General features: G+C 65.6%; 14 protein-coding genes. 5 read left to right on the top strand and 9 right to left on the bottom strand.

What is annotated here, in order from left to right:
- Nucleotides 1–60: 60 nt before the first annotated feature.
- The 7 genes from AYK61_RS22820 to AYK61_RS22790 form a co-directional block, all read right to left on the bottom strand.
- Nucleotides 61–3,795 (bottom strand): ABC transporter ATP-binding protein, encoded by a 3,735-nt coding sequence (locus tag AYK61_RS22820; RefSeq protein ID WP_121873572.1) that lies wholly within the window; start codon nt 3,793–3,795, stop codon nt 61–63.
- A 182-nt stretch (nt 3,796–3,977) separates the two neighbouring features.
- Nucleotides 3,978–4,748: an ABC transporter permease gene (locus AYK61_RS22815; protein WP_121873230.1), complete on the bottom strand. Its 771-nt coding sequence runs from the start codon at nt 4,746–4,748 to the stop codon at nt 3,978–3,980.
- Nucleotides 4,745–5,788: an ABC transporter ATP-binding protein gene (locus tag AYK61_RS22810; protein ID WP_121873229.1), complete on the bottom strand. Its 1,044-nt coding sequence runs from the start codon at nt 5,786–5,788 to the stop codon at nt 4,745–4,747. Before AYK61_RS22810 ends, AYK61_RS22815 begins: the two co-directional genes overlap by 4 nt.
- Before the next feature lie 122 nt (nt 5,789–5,910).
- Nucleotides 5,911–6,750: an LLM class F420-dependent oxidoreductase gene (locus tag AYK61_RS22805; RefSeq protein WP_121873228.1), complete on the bottom strand. Its 840-nt coding sequence runs from the start codon at nt 6,748–6,750 to the stop codon at nt 5,911–5,913.
- A gap of 43 nt (nt 6,751–6,793) precedes the next feature.
- The gene (locus AYK61_RS22800; RefSeq protein WP_121873227.1) at nt 6,794–7,513 is read right to left on the bottom strand and encodes a hypothetical protein; all 720 of its coding nucleotides are present in this window, start codon (nt 7,511–7,513) and stop codon (nt 6,794–6,796) included.
- A 29-nt stretch (nt 7,514–7,542) separates the two neighbouring features.
- Nucleotides 7,543–8,559, bottom strand: coding sequence for a glutathione S-transferase family protein (locus tag AYK61_RS22795; RefSeq protein ID WP_121873571.1), 1,017 nt, complete (start codon nt 8,557–8,559; stop codon nt 7,543–7,545).
- 56 nt (nt 8,560–8,615) lie between these two features.
- Nucleotides 8,616–9,368 (bottom strand): GNAT family N-acetyltransferase, encoded by a 753-nt coding sequence (locus AYK61_RS22790; protein ID WP_121873226.1) that lies wholly within the window; start codon nt 9,366–9,368, stop codon nt 8,616–8,618.
- Nucleotides 9,369–9,541: 173 nt separating this feature from the next.
- Between AYK61_RS22790 and AYK61_RS22785 the strand changes: the two genes are divergently transcribed.
- The 3 genes from AYK61_RS22785 (at nt 9,542) to AYK61_RS22775 (ending at nt 12,088) form a co-directional block, all read left to right on the top strand.
- Nucleotides 9,542–9,745 (top strand): cold-shock protein, encoded by a 204-nt coding sequence (locus tag AYK61_RS22785; RefSeq protein ID WP_008714360.1) that lies wholly within the window; start codon nt 9,542–9,544, stop codon nt 9,743–9,745.
- Nucleotides 9,746–10,019: 274 nt separating this feature from the next.
- Nucleotides 10,020–10,637 (top strand): PadR family transcriptional regulator, encoded by a 618-nt coding sequence (locus AYK61_RS22780; protein WP_121873225.1) that lies wholly within the window; start codon nt 10,020–10,022, stop codon nt 10,635–10,637.
- On the top strand, nt 10,634–12,088 hold the full coding sequence (locus tag AYK61_RS22775) for a DHA2 family efflux MFS transporter permease subunit (protein ID WP_121873224.1): 1,455 nt from the start codon (nt 10,634–10,636) through the stop codon (nt 12,086–12,088). Before AYK61_RS22780 ends, AYK61_RS22775 begins: the two co-directional genes overlap by 4 nt.
- A 66-nt stretch (nt 12,089–12,154) precedes the next feature.
- On the opposite strand, the gene AYK61_RS22770 is transcribed toward AYK61_RS22775, so the two are convergent.
- Entirely contained in the window at nt 12,155–13,300 is a 1,146-nt protein-coding gene (locus tag AYK61_RS22770; RefSeq protein ID WP_032396497.1) for an acyl-CoA dehydrogenase family protein, read from the bottom strand.
- Between the two features lie 89 nt (nt 13,301–13,389).
- Between AYK61_RS22770 and AYK61_RS22765 the strand changes: the two genes are divergently transcribed.
- Together AYK61_RS22765 and AYK61_RS22760 are read left to right on the top strand one after the other, a co-directional pair.
- Nucleotides 13,390–14,181 (top strand): enoyl-CoA hydratase/isomerase family protein, encoded by a 792-nt coding sequence (locus AYK61_RS22765; RefSeq protein WP_121873570.1) that lies wholly within the window; start codon nt 13,390–13,392, stop codon nt 14,179–14,181.
- A gap of 10 nt (nt 14,182–14,191) precedes the next feature.
- A complete protein-coding gene (locus AYK61_RS22760; protein ID WP_121873223.1) occupies nt 14,192–15,133 on the top strand; it encodes an adenosine deaminase in 942 nt (313 codons plus the stop codon).
- A 1-nt stretch (nt 15,134) separates the two neighbouring features.
- On the opposite strand, the gene AYK61_RS22755 is transcribed toward AYK61_RS22760, so the two are convergent.
- Entirely contained in the window at nt 15,135–16,622 is a 1,488-nt protein-coding gene (locus AYK61_RS22755; RefSeq protein WP_121873222.1) for a molybdopterin-dependent oxidoreductase, read from the bottom strand.
- Nucleotides 16,623–16,670: the final 48 nt, after the last annotated feature.

Here is a 16,670-nt window from a genome sequence, read left to right as displayed (position 1 = left end):
TGTCCAGGCTAGACCTTTGGTCCAGCTCACGTGCGTCCGGGACGTAGCTGTGATATGTACTCACCGGTAACCATCGGCCTCGTTGTCGATGACACCTTGGACTATCGAATTATTCCCTCGGTTCGTTTCGGCCGCAGTCCACAGATGCGCGTAGAACCCGCCCCGCGTGCGCAGCTCCGAATGTCGACCTACTTCCACGATACGGCCGCCGTCGACCACCACGATCAGATCCGCTCGCGCGGCGGTCGCCAAGCGGTGCGCGACGACCACTGCGGTGCGGGTGCGTGCGACGGCGCTGCTGGCTGCGAGCACGGTGCGTTCGGTCGCGGGGTCGAGGGTGGCGGTGGCCTCGTCGAGCAGCAGAAGGTCGGGGTCGACCAGCTCGGCCCTGGCCAGTGCGATCAGCTGTCGTTGACCCGCGGACAGCCCTTGCCCGCGCTCGCCGACGGGTTGGTGCATGCCGCCGCGAAGTGCAGCGATGGTGGCCAGAGCGCCCACGGAGCGAGCCGCGTTCTCGATGTCGGCGCGGGTGGCGTCGGGCCTGCCGTAGGCGATGTTCGACGCGACCGTTCCGGTGAACAGGTGCGCTTCCTGCGGTACGACGCCGAGACGGTGCCGGTAGTCCGAGAGGCGATAGTCGCGTAGATCGTGGCCGCCGACGCGCACCGATCCGGAGGTGGGGTCGTAGAAGCGGGCCAGCAGTTTCACGACCGTCGATTTGCCCGCGCCCGTGCGTCCGACCAAGGCGACGGTGGTACCGGCAGGGATGGTGAGATTTACCTCACTCAAGGCGTCGGAGTGTGCCCCGGCATACCGAAAGCCGACGTCGACTAGTTCTATGTCGGCGCGCAGGCGTCCACCGGGAAGTGCGGTGGTGTCCGCGTTGGTGGAGGTCTCTATCGAACTCGTGGTGCGCAGCAGATCCCCGATGCGGCCGACGCCGACACGCGCCTGCTGGTAACCGTCGAACACCTGCGAGAGCTGCTGGATCGGTCCGAAGAGCAGCCCGAGGTAGAGCACGAACGCCACGAGGGTGCCCGCGGTGGTGGTGCCGGTGGCGATCTGATGTGCGCCGACGAACACGACGACAGCGAGGGCGATGTCGGAGAGCAACGTGATGAGGGGGAAGAACACCGAGATCGCGGTCTGCGATCGCATTCGGCTCGCCCGGTAGCGGTCGGAGCGTTCGGCGAACCGGGATGCGGCGTACTCCTCGCGCCGGTACGCCTGTGCGGCGCGCAGTCCGGTGACGTTCTCCTGGAAGTCGGCGTTGACGATCGAGATGCGCTCGCGGGACGTCGAGTACGCCGCCGAGGAGATGCGCCGGAAGATGACGGTGGCCACGGCCAGGGGCGGCACCACCGCCAGCGCCACCAGTCCGAGTGCCGGGTCGGTGACGAGCAGTGCGGCGGCGATGCCGACGATGGTCAGCACGCTCACCACCGCGGTCGAGGCTCCGGTCTGGATGAACGAAGACAGCGCATCGACGTCGGTGGTCATTCGGGTCATGATGCGACCCGACAGCTCGCGTTCGTAGTAGTCCAGGCCGAGCCGCTGAATGTGCGCGTAGCTGCGCACCCGGAGTCCGAAGAGCACTCGCTCGCCTGCCCTCGCGGTGATGACCGTCGTCCAGCAGACGACGAACCAACTCACCGCTGCCAACACGACGCCGATCGAGGTGGCGATCCACAGGGTGTTCGAGTCTCCACTGGCCACCCCGCTGTCCACGGCGTAGCGAACGAGGGAGGGGAAGGCGATCGAGGCCAGTGAGTCCAGCGCGAGGAGCACCACCACCGCTGCCAGCAACAAGCGCACCGGGCTCAGCAGTCTCGACAGCCGGAACTCGGGGTCGGGTCGACGCAGTTCGGATCCCGATGTGCCCGGGTCCTCGGTCGCAGGCGGCAGGGCCGCGACTGCCCGGGAGATGGCCGGTGTGGGTGCCAATGAGCCGAATGCCCCGGCCATCGCAGTTCCGTGACCACCTCCGCCTCCGGGCGTGGGTACCGCGGCTGCGCCGGGTGCGACCGTCGACTCGGGAGACGTATCGGGCCAGAGCGTGTCGGCGGATGGGTCCACGGTCGGCTCCGCGCCGGGATCGTCGTTCGGCTCGCCGTCTCCGCCGGCCAGGAGGGCCCGGAACAACGGACAACGCTGATCCAGTTCGTCGACCGTTCCGGTGTCGATGATGCGGCCGTTGTCGAGGACGGCAACGCGGTCGGCCAGGGTCAGAGTCGAGCGGCGATGAGCGAGAACGAGAGTCGCGCGTGTGCGGACGCCGCGCAACGCGTCGAAGATGGCGGCCTCGGTCTCGGCATCCACGGCGGAGGTGGCGTCGTCCAGGATCAGAATGCGCGGCTCGACGAGAAGAGCGCGGGCCAGCGCGATGCGTTGGCGCTGGCCTCCGGACAGGGTGAGGCCGCGCTCACCGACGAGGCTGTCGTATCCCTCGGGCAAGGCGTCGATGAAGTTCGAGGCCTGCGCCAGCCGCGCCGCATGCTCGATCTCCTCCGCGGTTGCGTCGGGCCTGCCGAGGGCGATGTTGGCGGCGATGGTGTCGGAGAAGAGGAACGGCTCGTCGAATACCAGAGAGACGGCCTCGCGCAGGGACGTCGAGTCGAGGTCGTCGATATCGATGGACGTTCCGTCGGACGTCAGGGCGATCTGTCCCCGAACGGGGCGGTAGAAGCGGGGGAGCAGGAGTGCGAGTGCGGTCTTTCCCGAGCCCGCGTGGCCGACGACGGCCACCGTTTCACCGGGCGAGACGGTCAGGTTCAGGTCGGTGAGCACGTCGCGTTCGGGCTCGAACCGGAACGTCACCTCGGAGATGCGCACTCCGAGCGGGCCATCGGGCAACGCGACGGGCTCGGTCGGTTCCGGGTCGGACGGCTCGGTATCGACCACCTCGTAGACGCGCTCGACGGCCGCGCGGGAGAGCTGAGCCATGATCACCACCGACGAGACGGTGCGGGTAACGGCGGACAGGGTCGCGACGTAGGTGGCGAAGGCCAAAAACGTGCCGATCGTGATGTGGCCCTCCAGGGCCAGATAGCCGCCGAGGGCGATGACTCCGACGAGTCCGAGTTGAGGAATGGTGGCCATCGACGGCGCGAACCGCGAGTTGATCTTGGCCGATCGCATGCGCTCGGCGAACAGCGTGCGACCCAGTGTCTCGATGCGATCCACCGCGCGGGCTTCCTGTCCGAAGCCCTTCACCACTCGGACGCCGGTGACCGTCTCCTCGACATGTTGCGCCAGATCGGCGGCGCGTTGCTGCGCCGACCAGGTGGCCGCGAAGAGAGTGGGCCGAATTCGATAGACCACGATGCCGACCGCAGGAACGATGAGTACCGCGACGACGGTGAGCAGTGGCGACAGATATGCCATCACCGCCAGCGCCAGCACGAACTGCAGGACGGCTCCCGCCGACAGCGGCACCATGGCCAGCAGTCCCTGCACCAGTTGGAGGTCGGTGATCGATCTCGACACGACCTGGCCGGTACGGATCTCGTCCTGTTTGCGCCCGTCGAGCCGCTGCAGTGACGCGAGCAGGTCGAGGCGCAGATCGTGCTGGACGTCGATCGAGAGCCGGCCGGCGAGCATGCGTCGACCGAATTGGCACGCGAAGCGCACCAGACCCAACAGTGCGATGGCGGCGGCGACGGTGGCGATCTTCTCGCCCCTGCCTGCGGTCGCGTCGTCGATGGCGACCCTGGTGAGCAACGGGAACGAGATGTCGATGACCGCGGCGATCATCGTCACGCCCAAGGCTCCGAGTGCGGTGCGTCGATGCAGCATGCACTGCGCGATCAGACGTCTGATCCACCCACGCCGAGTACTCGACGCGGGTTCTGCGCTGTCGAGTGTCGACGAGCCGCGTCGGGGTGCCGTTGCACGGTCTTTCACCGCATTACTGTGTGCCATCGATTCACCACGCTAGACCCGGCCACCGACAGGGTCGGCCCGCGAACGAAGCGACGTCAGTCGATGTCGCGGGTACGGGCCAGGAACCAGCCGACGCCGGTGAGGATCGCGGCCCACAGCGCGAGTCCGAACGGTGCCCACGGCCACGACGCCAGGTCGCCCGCGTCGTCGAGTTGAGTCGCCGCCATGGTCGGCAGAGTCAGATTCGACGGCAACGCCACGGCGACCGATCCGAGCCCGAGTCCGAACAGGATCAACGAGATGAGACCCTCGCCGAACGGCAGCCAGGCGACGAGCACGATCGCGGCCCACGTCGGAGATTTGAGCAGCAGACCCAGGCCGGCACCGATCATAGACCACAGCACCACTGCGAGGAGGCACGATGCCACCACGCCGATGAACGCGCCGTCCAGCAGCACTGTCCGCTCGTTGAAGATCAGCAGACAGATCAAGCTGGCCAGCAGCACCACCAGGCCGTATCCGAGGCCGAACAGCGCAGTGACGATGAGTTTGGCGGCGATCACCCCGTCGCGGCCGCGGGCCGTCAGGAAGCTGGTGGTGATGGTCTTGTGGCGGAATTCGGTTCCGGCGTTGACGGCACCGAAGATGCCGGCGAACAGAATCGCGGCACCGGCGGCGACGTACAGGCCGATCGAGGCGACCCCGCCGGAAATGTCGAGGTCCTCCTCGAATTCGCCCAGCTGATTCGCGATCACCGACGTGATGACGGACGCGAACACTCCGACGACGATCGGAGCGATCGCCAGAGCCCACCAGAACTTCAGTGTCGTGACCTTGCGGATCTCCGACGTGAGCAACGCGTTCATCGCGGACCCCCGTTCCAGTTCTGTGGCGGACCGTAGTTCTGCGGCGGAGGGCCGTACCCCGGCGGTGGGCCGTAACCCTGCTGATGACCCGGAGGGCCGTAACCGTACGGATTCTGCTGAACGGGTGCGGCGTTGTACTGACCCGCGGTCATCGACAGGAACACCTGCTCGAGGTCGACGTGTTCACCGGTGGTCCCGAAGATCGTCACCTGGGCGTCGGCCGCGATGCGGGCGATCGTGGCCGCGTCGGTACCGGCGACGCCGATGCGTCCGTCGGGCAGCAGTTGGCTGTTGTTGAACCCATTCGAGGCCAACGCCAACGCCAAGGCCGCGGGGTCCGATGCGGCCACGAGGACGCGGCTCGGACGCGTCGATCGCAGTTGCGCGATGGAACCCTGGTACACGAGTGCGCCTGCGCTGACGATCACCAGATTGTCGACGGTCTGCTCGATCTCGCGCAGGATGTGGCTCGATACGAGCACGGTGCGCCCCGACGCGGCGAATGCCTTCAGGAAGTCGCGAAGCCAGGCGATTCCCTCGGGGTCGAGACCGTTCGCGGGTTCGTCGAGCACGAGGATTTCCGGATCTCCCAGCAGCGCCGTCGCCAACGTCAGGCGCTGACGCATCCCGAGGGAGAAGCCGCCCGCGGCGCGGTCGGCGGCGTCGCCGAGGCCGACCAGGTGCAGCACGTCGAGGGCGCGACTGTCCGGCACGCCCATCGCGGCGGTGTAGATCTTCAGGTGATGAGCAGCGCTGCGCTTGGGGTGCAGGCTCAGCGAGTCGAGGACGGCTCCCACCGTGCGGGCCGGGTGGGTCGCAGCGCGGAACGGAGCCCCGTTGACGAGGCCGACACCCGAGGTGGGGGCGACGAGTCCGAGGAGCATGCGCAGCGTCGTCGTCTTGCCCGATCCGTTGGGGCCGAGGAATCCGGTGACCGTTCCGCGCGGAACGACGAAGCTCAGGTCCGAGACCGCGTGAACTGTGCCGAATTGCTTGGTCAGTGCCTGCGCTTCGAGCGCCGCTCCCGGATAGCTGGTCATCTGTGCGCAATCCCCCTGGCCGTTGGTCACCTCGAGTACCGGCTGCTCGGGGCAACCGGTACTCGAGGCTACGGTGTGCGACCGACATCCGGTGCGGCCACTCGTGCGCGAGCCCTCCCGCGTCAGCGATGCAGCGCGGCGGCAATCTCTCGGTAGGTCTCGAACGGATCGGCCAGGTCGGGCAGCGAGTGCAGGGTCACGTGCGATGCACCTGCGTCGATGTGCTCGTTCAATCGTGCTGCGATCGCGTCGGCGGTACCGTGCGCCACCAACGCGTCGATCAGTCGGTCGCTGCCGCCGTCGCCGATCTCCTCGTCGGAGTAGCCGAGTCGGTTCAGATTGTTGGTGTAGTTGCGCAGGTGCAGGTACGGATTGTTGACCGGTGGCCGCCCGATCGAGCGCGCCTTCTCCGGATCCGACTCGAGGACCACCTTGTGCTCGGGTGCCAGGATCTTGTTCGGTCCCAATGCCTCTCGTGCTTCACGGGTGTGCTCGGGGGTGGTCAGGTACGGATGCGCACCTGCGGTGCGGTCGGCCGCCAGCGCGAGCACCTTCGGGCCGAGAGCAGCGAGGACGCGTCGCTCCACCGGGACTCCGGCCTCGTCGAGAGCGTCGAGGTAGGCCACCAGAGCGTCGTACGGCTTGGTGTATTCCTGTGTCGCCTCCGGGTGGCCCGCGCCGATTCCGAGGACGAAACGGCCCGGGTGCTTGCTCTCCAACCGGTGATACGACGTGGCGACGTCGGCCGCTGCGTCCGACCAGATGTTGACGATGCCGGTGGCGACGACGACCGTCTCGGTGGCGTCGAGGATCTCCTCGGTGGTGGTCAGGTCCGCCGGCGGTGAGCCGCCGAGCCAGATCGTGCCGTAGCCGAAGGATTCGATCGCCCGGGACAGTTCGGGGGTGAACGCCGAGTGCAGTCGCCAGACGCCGTACTTGCCGAGTTCAGGTGTGGAAGTCATGTTCTGAGTCAACGCGTTCCACTCGCGAAGATTCCGCCTGGTCTCATGCGTCCGGTTCGATGATGCGGTTCTCCGGGAATCGGGCAGGCGGCGGACCGAATGCGTCGCGGGCGTTCTTGATGACACCCTTGCCGACCGCACGGTTGCCCGCGCCGCCGATCGCTGCGCCGATTCCGGCGGGGAGCATCTTGCCGACCAGCAGCGCGCTGCGCTTGGCGAGGTACTTGGTGATGAACTTCTTCACCAGCGACTTGTTCATGGTCGCCATCGAGCCGCCCGGGATGCGGGAGGTGATCAGCGGGCCCCAGTTCTTGGCCGTCTTGCCGACGGTTCGTTGCACGATCTGCATGCCCGATTCGCCAAGAGCAACCGACAGCACCAGGGCGCGTCGTTGCTGGTGGTTCTGGACGGGAATGCCGTGTACGGACGCGACCGAGAGTGTCAGCAGCGCCGAGGACTCGATGAAGAACGCGGTTTCGGCACCCACCGCGGCGAGCGAGGCGACGGTCCCGACGCCCGGGATCGCCGCGGCACCGCCCACCGCCGAGCCGCTGCCGGTGACGGCGAGCAGGAATCGCTTCTCGAGGCGTTCGATGATCTGTGCCGGGGTGTCGTACGGGTGTGCTCGACGCACGTGCGCGACGTATTTGTCGACGGCGGGTCCCTGGAGGCGGCTGGCGTTGTCGAGGATGTTGACCAGCGCGCGTTCGAGCTTGCCTCCGCCCCCGACCTCGACCTGTGCGTCGTCCTTCTTGCCGGCCATCGGTCCTCTTTCTTCTGGAGAGTTGTGAGTCAGTGCACCCAGTGATCGGATGGAACGAGTTCCTCGGGCTTCGGCGGCGGGGGAGCGGTGCCGTCGCCGAAGGGTGATCCTCCCAGGGATTCGCGGCCGTGTGGTTCGAGCCATCCGGTCAGATCCGGGCCCTTGGGGACGATGCCCGACGGATTGATGTCGGTGTGCACCTCGTAGTAGTGCCGCTTGATGTGGTCGAAGTCGACGGTGTCGCCGAATCCGGGGGTCTGGAACAGGTCGCGTGCGTAGTTCCACAGCACCGGCATCTCGCTGAGCTTGCTTCGATTGCACTTGAAGTGGCCGTGGTAGACCGGATCGAAGCGCACGAGCGTGGTGAACAGGCGCACGTCGGCCTCGGTGATGTGGTCCCCGACGAGGTAGCGCTGCGTGGACAGGCGTTCGACGAGCCAGTCGAGACGGTCGAACAGTTGATCGTAGGCCTTGTCGTACGCCTCTTGCGAGCCGGCGAATCCGCAGCGGTAGACGCCGTTGTTGACGTCTCGGAACACGAGATCGGCCACCTCATCGATCTCGCCGCGCAGCGCCTCGGGGTACAGATCGGGGGCTCCGGCGCGGTGGTACTGAGTCCACTCGGTGGACAGGTCGAGTGTGATCTGCGGGTAGTCGTTGGTGACGACCTCGCCGGTGGGAACATCGACGATGGCGGGGACGGTGATGCCGCGCTCGTACTCCGGGAAGCGGGCGAAGTACGCATCCTGCAACCTCGGGATCTGCAGCACCGAGTCGACGCCGCCCGGCTCTTCCTGAAAGTTCCAGCTGCGTGGGTCGTGGGTCGGTCCCGGAATACCCAGCGACAGCACGTCTTCGAGGCCGAGCAATCGACGAACGATGATGGACCTATGGGCCCACGGGCAGGCGCGCGCGGCGATCAGTCGATACCGTCCCGGCTCCACCGGGTAGCCGTCCCGGCCGTCGGCGGTGATCCGCGTCGGGATGTAGTTGGTGTCGCGCTTGAATTCCTTACCCGGCTTCACGTAGGCGGCATCGTCGGCCATGTTGATCACTCCTCGCATCGATCTGTTCTGTCGACGCTACCCAGTTCGGAGCCGACTCAATCTCGATCAGCGCGCGGTACGGCGGTGTGACACGCGCCGATCTCCACGTAACCCAGCCGCGCGGCGAGGCGTCGAGCACTGGCGTTCTCGGGTCGCGATCGCCACTGCGGAATCAGGCCGTCGTCGATGGCGTCGTTGGTTGCCAACCTGCCGACCACCTGGGCGTGGCCCCGTCGGCGATGGTCCGGGTCCGTCAGGACCCGCATGTCGGCCAGGATCAGTTGCTCTTCCGAGTAGCCGGCCGAGGCGAGGGAGCGCGCCGAGTCCGCCGGTCGGTCGTCGCCGAGCAATGTGAACCAGTGTCGCGAGACCGGTTCGCCGAATGCTTCGGCGACGTCGGCGTCACTGCAGTGCGCGGCGAGGTTGCGTGCGTGTTCCGCATCGTGGGAGATCAGCGGGTCGTGTACGTCGATGGTGTGGCCGATGTCCGAGCCGTAGGCCAGCATGTGACTGCCGATCTCGTAGCGCTCCGAGCGGTCACCCAGCAGCAACGAGATCCAGGTTCGGTCGGTACCGGCGTGGCCGGCGATCGCGCGTGATGCTTCGACGGCCCAGGACGGACCGACGATCACGGTGGTCTCGGCCAGTCGCAGCACGGTGATGTCCTCGGTGGCACCGACATGTTCGACGCGGTCGGCGTCGGTGTCGAGGGCGCGATCGTCCAGCTGCAACCGGCGACACCAGGCCAGGCGGACGATGTCGAGTCGGTGGGAATCGAACGGGCCGGCATCGAGAAGGGGAAAATCCACGTCTGAACCCTAGCCACAGAGGCGCTGGGCGACGTTTCGGTTTCACCGTCCCAAAGCAATCTTTCGAACTTTTTTGCCCCCGGTGTTTCGCTCAGCGCCGATAGATGGCAGACTCACTTTTGAGATTAGAGCTTCGACGTGAAGATCTAGCTCGCTTACAGAAGGTTTACAGAATGACGCAGGGCAGTGTGAAGTGGTTCAACGGCGAAAAGGGCTTCGGCTTCATCGAGCAGGATGGTGGCGGACCGGACGTTTTCGTTCATTACTCGGAGATTCAGGGTAGCGGCTTCAAGTCGCTCGACGAGGGCCAGCGCGTGGAGTTCGAGGTGGGCCAGGGTCAGAAGGGCCCCCAGGCTACCGGCGTCCGCGCCATCTGATTCAAGCTTCGTAACCCGACTTCTCCTGGTGGAGTGAACTTCTCGAAGTAAGTTTCACCAGAAACTCGGTGACAAGGCCGGATACACGGAAGAAATTCCGAGTATCCGGCCTTCGTCTGTTTTACAGGGCATCGACCTCGGTCGGTGCCCTGTGTGTGTTGTATGTCCGATAGATCCGCAGGTCGGAGGATTGTCCGGGTTGCTTTGCACTCGCCGGGACCCATATATTCCAGTCGGAATAATTCGAGCGGAGTATCAGACCGGGGGTGGGGCGATGCGGGATGGAGCGGTCAATCCCCTGGGCGTATCGGTGCTCGCCTTGCTGTCGGAAGGTCCGATGCATCCCTACGAGATGTATCAACTTCTGTTGTCGCGCAAAGAGGATCGCATCGTCAAGATCCGCCCCGGATCGCTCTATCACGCGGTGACCAGGCTGCACGAGCGTGAGCTGGTCACCGAAGTGGGTACGGACCGCGGTGGCAACCGTCCGGAACGCACGACCTACGAGATCACGCCCGCTGGACGTCGAGTGCTCACCGATCGACTTGCGGAGATTCTTCGAACTCCGGTGCGCGAGTATCCGCAATTCGTTCTCGGTCTTTCCGAGATGCACAACCTGTCGGCGTCCGAGGCTGTCGCCCATCTGCGCGGCCGCATCGAAGACCTGGCCGAGGATATCGCGGAGCTGGCCGGCTACCAGCAGCTTGCCGCAGACCGGAAGGTCTCCGAAATCTATTGGGCCGGAATCGATTACCTCCACCATATGCAGTCCGCGGAGGTGAGCTGGTTGACCCGATACATCGAACGTATCGACAGCGGCGATCTCCCGTGGCCGCACGACATTTCCGCACAGCACACGACGCTGACGGATCGGAACCAGGAGAGCACATGAACGTCGTCGAGACCGCTCCGCCGCAACGAGAGATCAAACCCTGGCCCGCCCTGTGGGCGCTGTGCCTCGGTTTCTTCATGATTCTGGTCGACACCACCATCGTGGCCGTCGCTCAGCCGGCCATCCTCGCGGGCCTGAACACCGACATCAACAACGTCATCTGGGTGACCAGCGCGTATCTGCTGGCCTATGCGGTGCCGCTGCTCGTCACCGGGCGTCTCGGTGACAAGTTCGGTCCCAGAAACCTCTACATCGCCGGCCTCGTCCTGTTCACACTCGCGTCGGCATGGTGTGGCCTCTCCGGGTCCATCGAGATGCTCATCGCGGCTCGTGCAGTCCAGGGCATCGGTGCTGCGATGATCACCCCGCAGACGATGGCCGTGATCACCCGGGTGTTCCCCGCCGAGAAGCGCGGAACGGCCATGGGGGCGTGGGGTGCCGTCGCAGGCGTGGCGACACTCGTAGGCCCGATCCTCGGCGGCGTCCTGGTCGACTCCCTCGGCTGGGAGTGGATCTTCTTCATCAATCTGCCGGTCGGCGTCGTCGCAATTGCGTTGGCGCTCAGGTTCGTTCCTGTTCTGCCCACGAACGACCACAAGTTCGATCTCCTCGGTGTCGCAATGAGCGCAATCGGACTGTTCTGCATCGTGTTCGGCATCCAGGAGGGTCAGAAGTACGACTGGGGGACGGGTATCTGGATCCTCATCGGCGTCGGACTGCTCGTCTTCGCCGGGTTCGTCTACTGGCAGGCGGTGAACAAGCGCGAACCGCTGGTTCCGTTGGCGCTCTTCCGCGATCGCAACTTCTCGCTGTCCAACATCGGTATCGCCGCAATGGGTTTCGCGATGTCCGGCATGATGCTGCCGATCATGTTCTACGCACAGAGCGTCACCGGGCTCACCCCGACACGTTCGGCTTTGCTGTTCGTGCCGATGGCCCTGCTGACCGGCATTCTTGCACCCAATGTCGGCAGGCTCGTCGACAGGACCCATCCCCGCTACATCGCCGGTTCGGGACTGTTCATTCTGGCCGCGTCGCTGCTGTGGTTCGCCTACGAGATGACACCCACCACCGCGATCTGGAAGTTGCTGCTCCCCGTCGCAGCGATGGGTGTGGCGAATGCGTTGATCTGGTCACCGCTGGCCGCCACGGCGACGCGCAATCTGCCGATGAGCCAGGCCGGCGCGGGCTCGGGCATCTACAACACCACCCGCATGATCGGCTCCGTGCTCGGTAGTGCGGGCATCGGCGCGCTCATCCAATCGCGCTTGGCCGCCGAACTACCTACCGGTGGATCGGCATCGGAGGCAAACGAATTCGCCGGCCGAGTGCCCGAGATGCTGCGTGACGGCTTCACCACCGCAATGGCGCAGTCGCTGATTCTGCCCGCTGCCGTGTTGATCGTCGGCATGATTGCGGTCTGCTTCTACGCTCGGCCTGCGTTCAAGTAGTGCCTGCGGCAGTGGTGCGGTTAGGTGCCCCCTGCGGCACACAACCACACCACTGCGCGAAGCGCACTACAGGCCCAGATCGCGGCCGATGAGTTCCTTCATGATTTCGTTCGATCCGGCCCAGATCTTGGTCACGCGAGCGTCTTTCCATGCCCGAGCGGCACGGTATTCGTTCATGAATCCGTAGCCGCCGTGCAGCTGGACGCAGTGGTCGAGGATTTCGTTCTGTACCTGCGAGCTCCACCACTTCGCCTTGGCGGCGTCGATGGCCGTCAGTTCACCGATGCCGTGCGCGGCGATGCAGTTGTCGATGTACGCCTGTGCCACATCGAGTTTGGTGACGAGCTCGGCGAGCAGGAACTTGTTCCACTGCAGTGAGCCGATCTGCTGGCCGAACGCCTTGCGATCCTTGGCGTATTGCAGCGTCTCTTCGAGGATGGGGCGGACGTGTCCGAGGTTGGCCACCGAGCAGCTGATCCGTTCCTGGGGGAGCAGCTGCATCATGTGGATGAAGCCGCCGTCGAATTCGCCGATCATGTTCGAGCTCGGGACGCGCACGTTCTCGAAGAACAGCTCGGCCGTGTCGGATTCGGGCTGGCCGACCTTGTCGAGCTTGCGGCCGCGGGAGAATCCTTCGGTGCCGTTCTCGACGGCGAAGAGCGTGATGCCCTTGGCCTTCTTCTCCGGCGTCGTTCGGGTGGCGACGATGACGAGGTCTGCGGAATTGCCGTTGGTGATGAAGGTCTTCGAACCGTTGATGATGAAGTCGTCGCCGTCCTTGACGGCGGTGGTCTTCAGCGCGGCCAGGTCGGAGCCGCCGGACGGTTCGGTCATCGCGATCGCGGTGAGGATCTCGCCGCTGCAGAAGCCGGGGAGCCAGCGCTTCTTCTGCTCCTCGGTGGTGAGCTTGACCAGGTAGGGCGCGACGATGTCGACGTGAATACCGAAGCACGACGCCACCGCGGCACTCGAGCGGGCGAGTTCCTCGGCGAGGACGGCGTTGAATCGGTAGTCCTCGGCTCCGCTGCCGCCGTATTCTTCCGGCACTTCGAGTCCGAGGAAGCCGTTCCGTCCTGCTTCGAGCCAGATCTCCCGGTCGATGTACCGCTGTTCGACGAGCTTCTCCTCGACCGGTGTGATGGTACGGGTGACGAACTCGCGCACCGACGCACGGAAGTCCTCGTGATCGGCCTCGAACAGGCTGCGCTTCATGTATCTGTTCCTCTCGGTAACGGTGAGTTACCTGGGCACAATACTCGTTGGTAACAACCGCCACGGACCGGTGTGGCACTATGCGAACCATGGCTGACGCACCCACTTCGCTCGTTCGTACCACCACCGCGGCAGGCGCCGAGGTCGCCGTCCTCACCTTCGATCACGGCCCGCTCAACCTCTTCGATCAGGCCATGTTCGACGCGGTGGTCGCTGATGTCGCCGATCTCGTCGCGCGACCTCCGCGGGCGGTATTGCTGCGCGCCGAGGGCAAGGTGAACTCCGCGGGTGTCGACGTGCATGTCTTCGAGGGCCTGTCCGCCGCGCAGGGTGCCGATCTGTGGAGTGGTCTGTTCGCGCAGATTGCTCATCCGCTCGAGGCGCTGCCCTGCCCGGTGATCTACGCCGCGCACGGTCTGACGCTCACCGCGGCATTCGAGATCTCGCTGGCGTGCGACATCATTCTTGCCGGTCCCAAGGCCAAGTTCGGTCTGGTCGAGACCGTCGTCGGGTTGACGCCGTCGATGGGAGGGCCGCAGCGCCTCGCCGAGCGGGCCGGTTCGGGTCGTGCTCGGGAGCTCGTCATGACCGGTGACCTGTACGACGCGCAGACGCTGAAGGAGTGGGGCGTGGTCAATCAGATCCATGACGACGTCGACGCCGCGGCGCTCGCTCTGGCACATCGACTGGCCGACGGACCCACCGTCGCGCATGCGGCAACGAAACAGATTGTGGCAGCGTGGCGTTCGGGCGGTGTGGCCCATGCGGACGAGATCACCTCGGAGGTCTCCGGCGCACTGTTCGAGACAGAGGATCTGCGGGGTGCGGTGAAGAGCTTCCTCGAGGTCGGTCCGGGCAAGGCGACGTACACGGGCAAGTAGCATCGGGTGAGTGAGTACTGACCAGCTGGCCGAACTGCACCTGCACATCGAGGGGTCACTCGAACCTCCGCTGATATTCGAGCTCGCCGAGCGCAACGGATTGTCGTTGCCGTACAACGACATCGACGGACTGCGCGCGAAGTACGAGTTCACCGACCTGCAGTCGTTCCTGGATCTGTACTACGCGAACATGGCCGTGCTGCGCACGGGCGAGGATTTCGCCGACCTCGCCCGGGCCTACTTCCGCCGCACCGCGCAGGCCGGGGTGACGCACGCGGAGATCTTCTTCGATCCGCAGGCGCACACCGAGCGCGGTGTCCCCCTCGAGGCCGTCGTCGACGGATTGGCCGACGCCTGCGCTTCCAGCGAGCGCGAGTTCGGCGTCACCAGTGGGTTGATCGCGTCGATCCTGCGAGACAAGCCGGTGCTGCACGCCAATCAACTGCTGGACGATCTATTGGCGATGCAGGCCCCGATCATCGGTCTCGGTCTCGATTCCGCAGAGGTGGGCTATCCGCCGTCGCTGTTCGTGGACGTGTTCGCCAAGGCGCGCGCCGAGGGGTTGCACGTCGTCGCCCACGCCGGCGAAGAGGGGCCGCCCGATTACATCTGGCAGGCACTGGACCTGCTGAAGGTCGAGCGCATCGACCACGGTGTGCGGTGCCTCGAAGACGAGGCGCTGGTGAATCGACTTGTCGAGGAACAGATTCCGCTCACCGTGTGCCCGCTGTCCAACGTCCGGCTCAAGGTGATCGACAATGTCGGGCAGCTACCGCTGCGGCAGATGCTCGAGCGCGGACTTCTCGTGTCGATCAATTCCGACGATCCCGCCTACTTCGGTGGCTACGTCGACGACAACTTCTCTGCCCTCGAAGCGGGAATGGGCCTCACCGGGGCCGAGCGAAAGCAGTTGGCCGAGAACTCGATCCGCGCGAGCTTCCAGACTGTCTAGATCAGCTCGCCGTCACCGAGATTCGCGGGTAGCCGGTGGCACCGTCGGGAACGGTGTCGGCGGTCTGGTTGGTCTGTAGCTCGCCTGCGGAGTTGGTGGCGCGCGCTCGGATCGAGTGTTGGCCTGCGGGTAGGTCGAGTTCTACAGTCCATTGCCGCCAGGTGTCCTTGGAGTACTCCTCCGACAGTGTTGTCGGCACCCAGTTGCCCTCGTCCACTTGCACTTCCACGGCGTCGATGCCGGTGTGTTGGTCCCAGGCGACGCCCGCGATCACGGTCCGCCCGGCGGGCACGGAACTGCCCGATCGTGGAGTGTCGATTCGCGAGGCCGTCTTGATCGGTCCGCGTGCGCCCCAGCCGCGGTCGGTCCAGTATGCCGTCGCGCTGTCGAATCGGGTGATCTCGATGTCGGTGACCCACTTGGTCGCCGAGACGTATCCGTACAGACCGGGGACGACGAGCCGCGCCGGGTAGCCGTGCTCGACGGGCAGCGGTGCGCCGTTCATGCCGACCGCCAGCAGGGCGTCGCGGCCGTCGAGCAGAACCTCGAGGGGAGTGCCCGCGGTGAAGGCGTCACTGCTCGACGACAGCGCCATGTCTGCGTCGGGGGAGATGCCTGCTTCTTCGAGAATGTCCTTGAGCGGGTAGCCGATCCACGTTGCGTTGCCCACGAGATCACCGCCGACGATGTTGGACACGCAAGTCAGGGTGACGGTCTTTTCCACTGCTTGTCTTTGCGCAAGGTCGGCGAACGTCAGCTCGATCTCGCGGTCCACCATGCCGTGGATCCGCAACGACCACGTATCCGACGCCACCCGCGGTACGACCAGTGCGGTGTCGATGCGGTAGAAGTCGTCGTTCGGGGTGATGTACGACGCGAGGCCGTCGATCTTCAGGTCCGCCCCCGCCGGTATCGGGGGTTGCGGGGTCGGCGTGGGCAGCATGAAGCCGAGTCGATCGGCGGTGACTGCTCGGGCCGAGGTGAGCATTCGTCCGGCTGTTCCGGCGACGACGCCGAGTACCGCGGCACCGGCGGCGAGGGTGAGGAAGCTGCGTCGGTTCATGCCCTCGGTCGCAGGCGCGGCGGCACCGATGAGGGCGTGCAGTACGACGATGCCCACGACGACGCCGCCGATGGTCGGGACTGCGTAGAAGGCCGTCGCGTCGGGGCGAGTCGCTGCCGCGAGTACGCCCACAACGCCCAGTGCGGCGAACACCACCGCACCGATCGGCTTGCGGGCGATTCCGGCCGCTGCGGCAATCGCTCCGATCACCACGGCCATGCCGACGAACAGCGCGAGCTTGTCGGAGGTGCCGAACGTGTCGATGGCCCATTCACGGATCGGGGCCGGACTGTGGTCGACGGCCGAGGACCCGACGGCAGTCAGCGGTGACGAGTTGGGTCCGATGGGGACGGCGATCAATTCACCGACGCCGAGGACCACCCCGGCGGCGACGATGCCGGACAGCGCGCGTTTTCCTGTGCTCACTCGCTCCAATGTAAGCGAATCGGTCGTGCGCGGTAGTTCGTAGCCTGC

Source organism: Rhodococcus sp. SBT000017 (genome assembly GCF_003688915.1).
Taxonomy (GTDB): Bacteria; Actinomycetota; Actinomycetes; order Mycobacteriales; family Mycobacteriaceae; genus Rhodococcoides.
The sequence above is the reverse complement of the archived record's forward strand: the minus strand, read 5'-3'. Positions and strand labels throughout refer to the sequence as shown.

Excerpts from the sequence above, each read along its gene's own strand:
- AYK61_RS22815 (WP_121873230.1), bottom strand. The coding sequence starts at position 4,748 with ATGAACGCGTTGCTCACGTCGGAGATCCGCAAGGTCACGACACTGAAG.
- AYK61_RS22770 (WP_032396497.1), bottom strand. The coding sequence starts at position 13,300 with ATGAAGCGCAGCCTGTTCGAGGCCGATCACGAGGACTTCCGTGCGTCG.
- AYK61_RS22780 (WP_121873225.1), top strand. The coding sequence starts at position 10,020 with ATGCGGGATGGAGCGGTCAATCCCCTGGGCGTATCGGTGCTCGCCTTG.
- AYK61_RS22805 (WP_121873228.1), bottom strand. The coding sequence starts at position 6,750 with ATGACTTCCACACCTGAACTCGGCAAGTACGGCGTCTGGCGACTGCAC.
- AYK61_RS22810 (WP_121873229.1), bottom strand. The coding sequence starts at position 5,788 with ATGACCAGCTATCCGGGAGCGGCGCTCGAAGCGCAGGCACTGACCAAG.
- AYK61_RS22775 (WP_121873224.1), top strand. The coding sequence starts at position 10,634 with ATGAACGTCGTCGAGACCGCTCCGCCGCAACGAGAGATCAAACCCTGG.
- AYK61_RS22765 (WP_121873570.1), top strand. The coding sequence starts at position 13,390 with ATGGCTGACGCACCCACTTCGCTCGTTCGTACCACCACCGCGGCAGGC.
- AYK61_RS22795 (WP_121873571.1), bottom strand. The coding sequence starts at position 8,559 with ATGGCCGACGATGCCGCCTACGTGAAGCCGGGTAAGGAATTCAAGCGC.
- AYK61_RS22785 (WP_008714360.1), top strand. The coding sequence starts at position 9,542 with ATGACGCAGGGCAGTGTGAAGTGGTTCAACGGCGAAAAGGGCTTCGGC.
- AYK61_RS22820 (WP_121873572.1), bottom strand. The coding sequence starts at position 3,795 with ATGCTGCATCGACGCACCGCACTCGGAGCCTTGGGCGTGACGATGATC.
- AYK61_RS22800 (WP_121873227.1), bottom strand. The coding sequence starts at position 7,513 with ATGGCCGGCAAGAAGGACGACGCACAGGTCGAGGTCGGGGGCGGAGGC.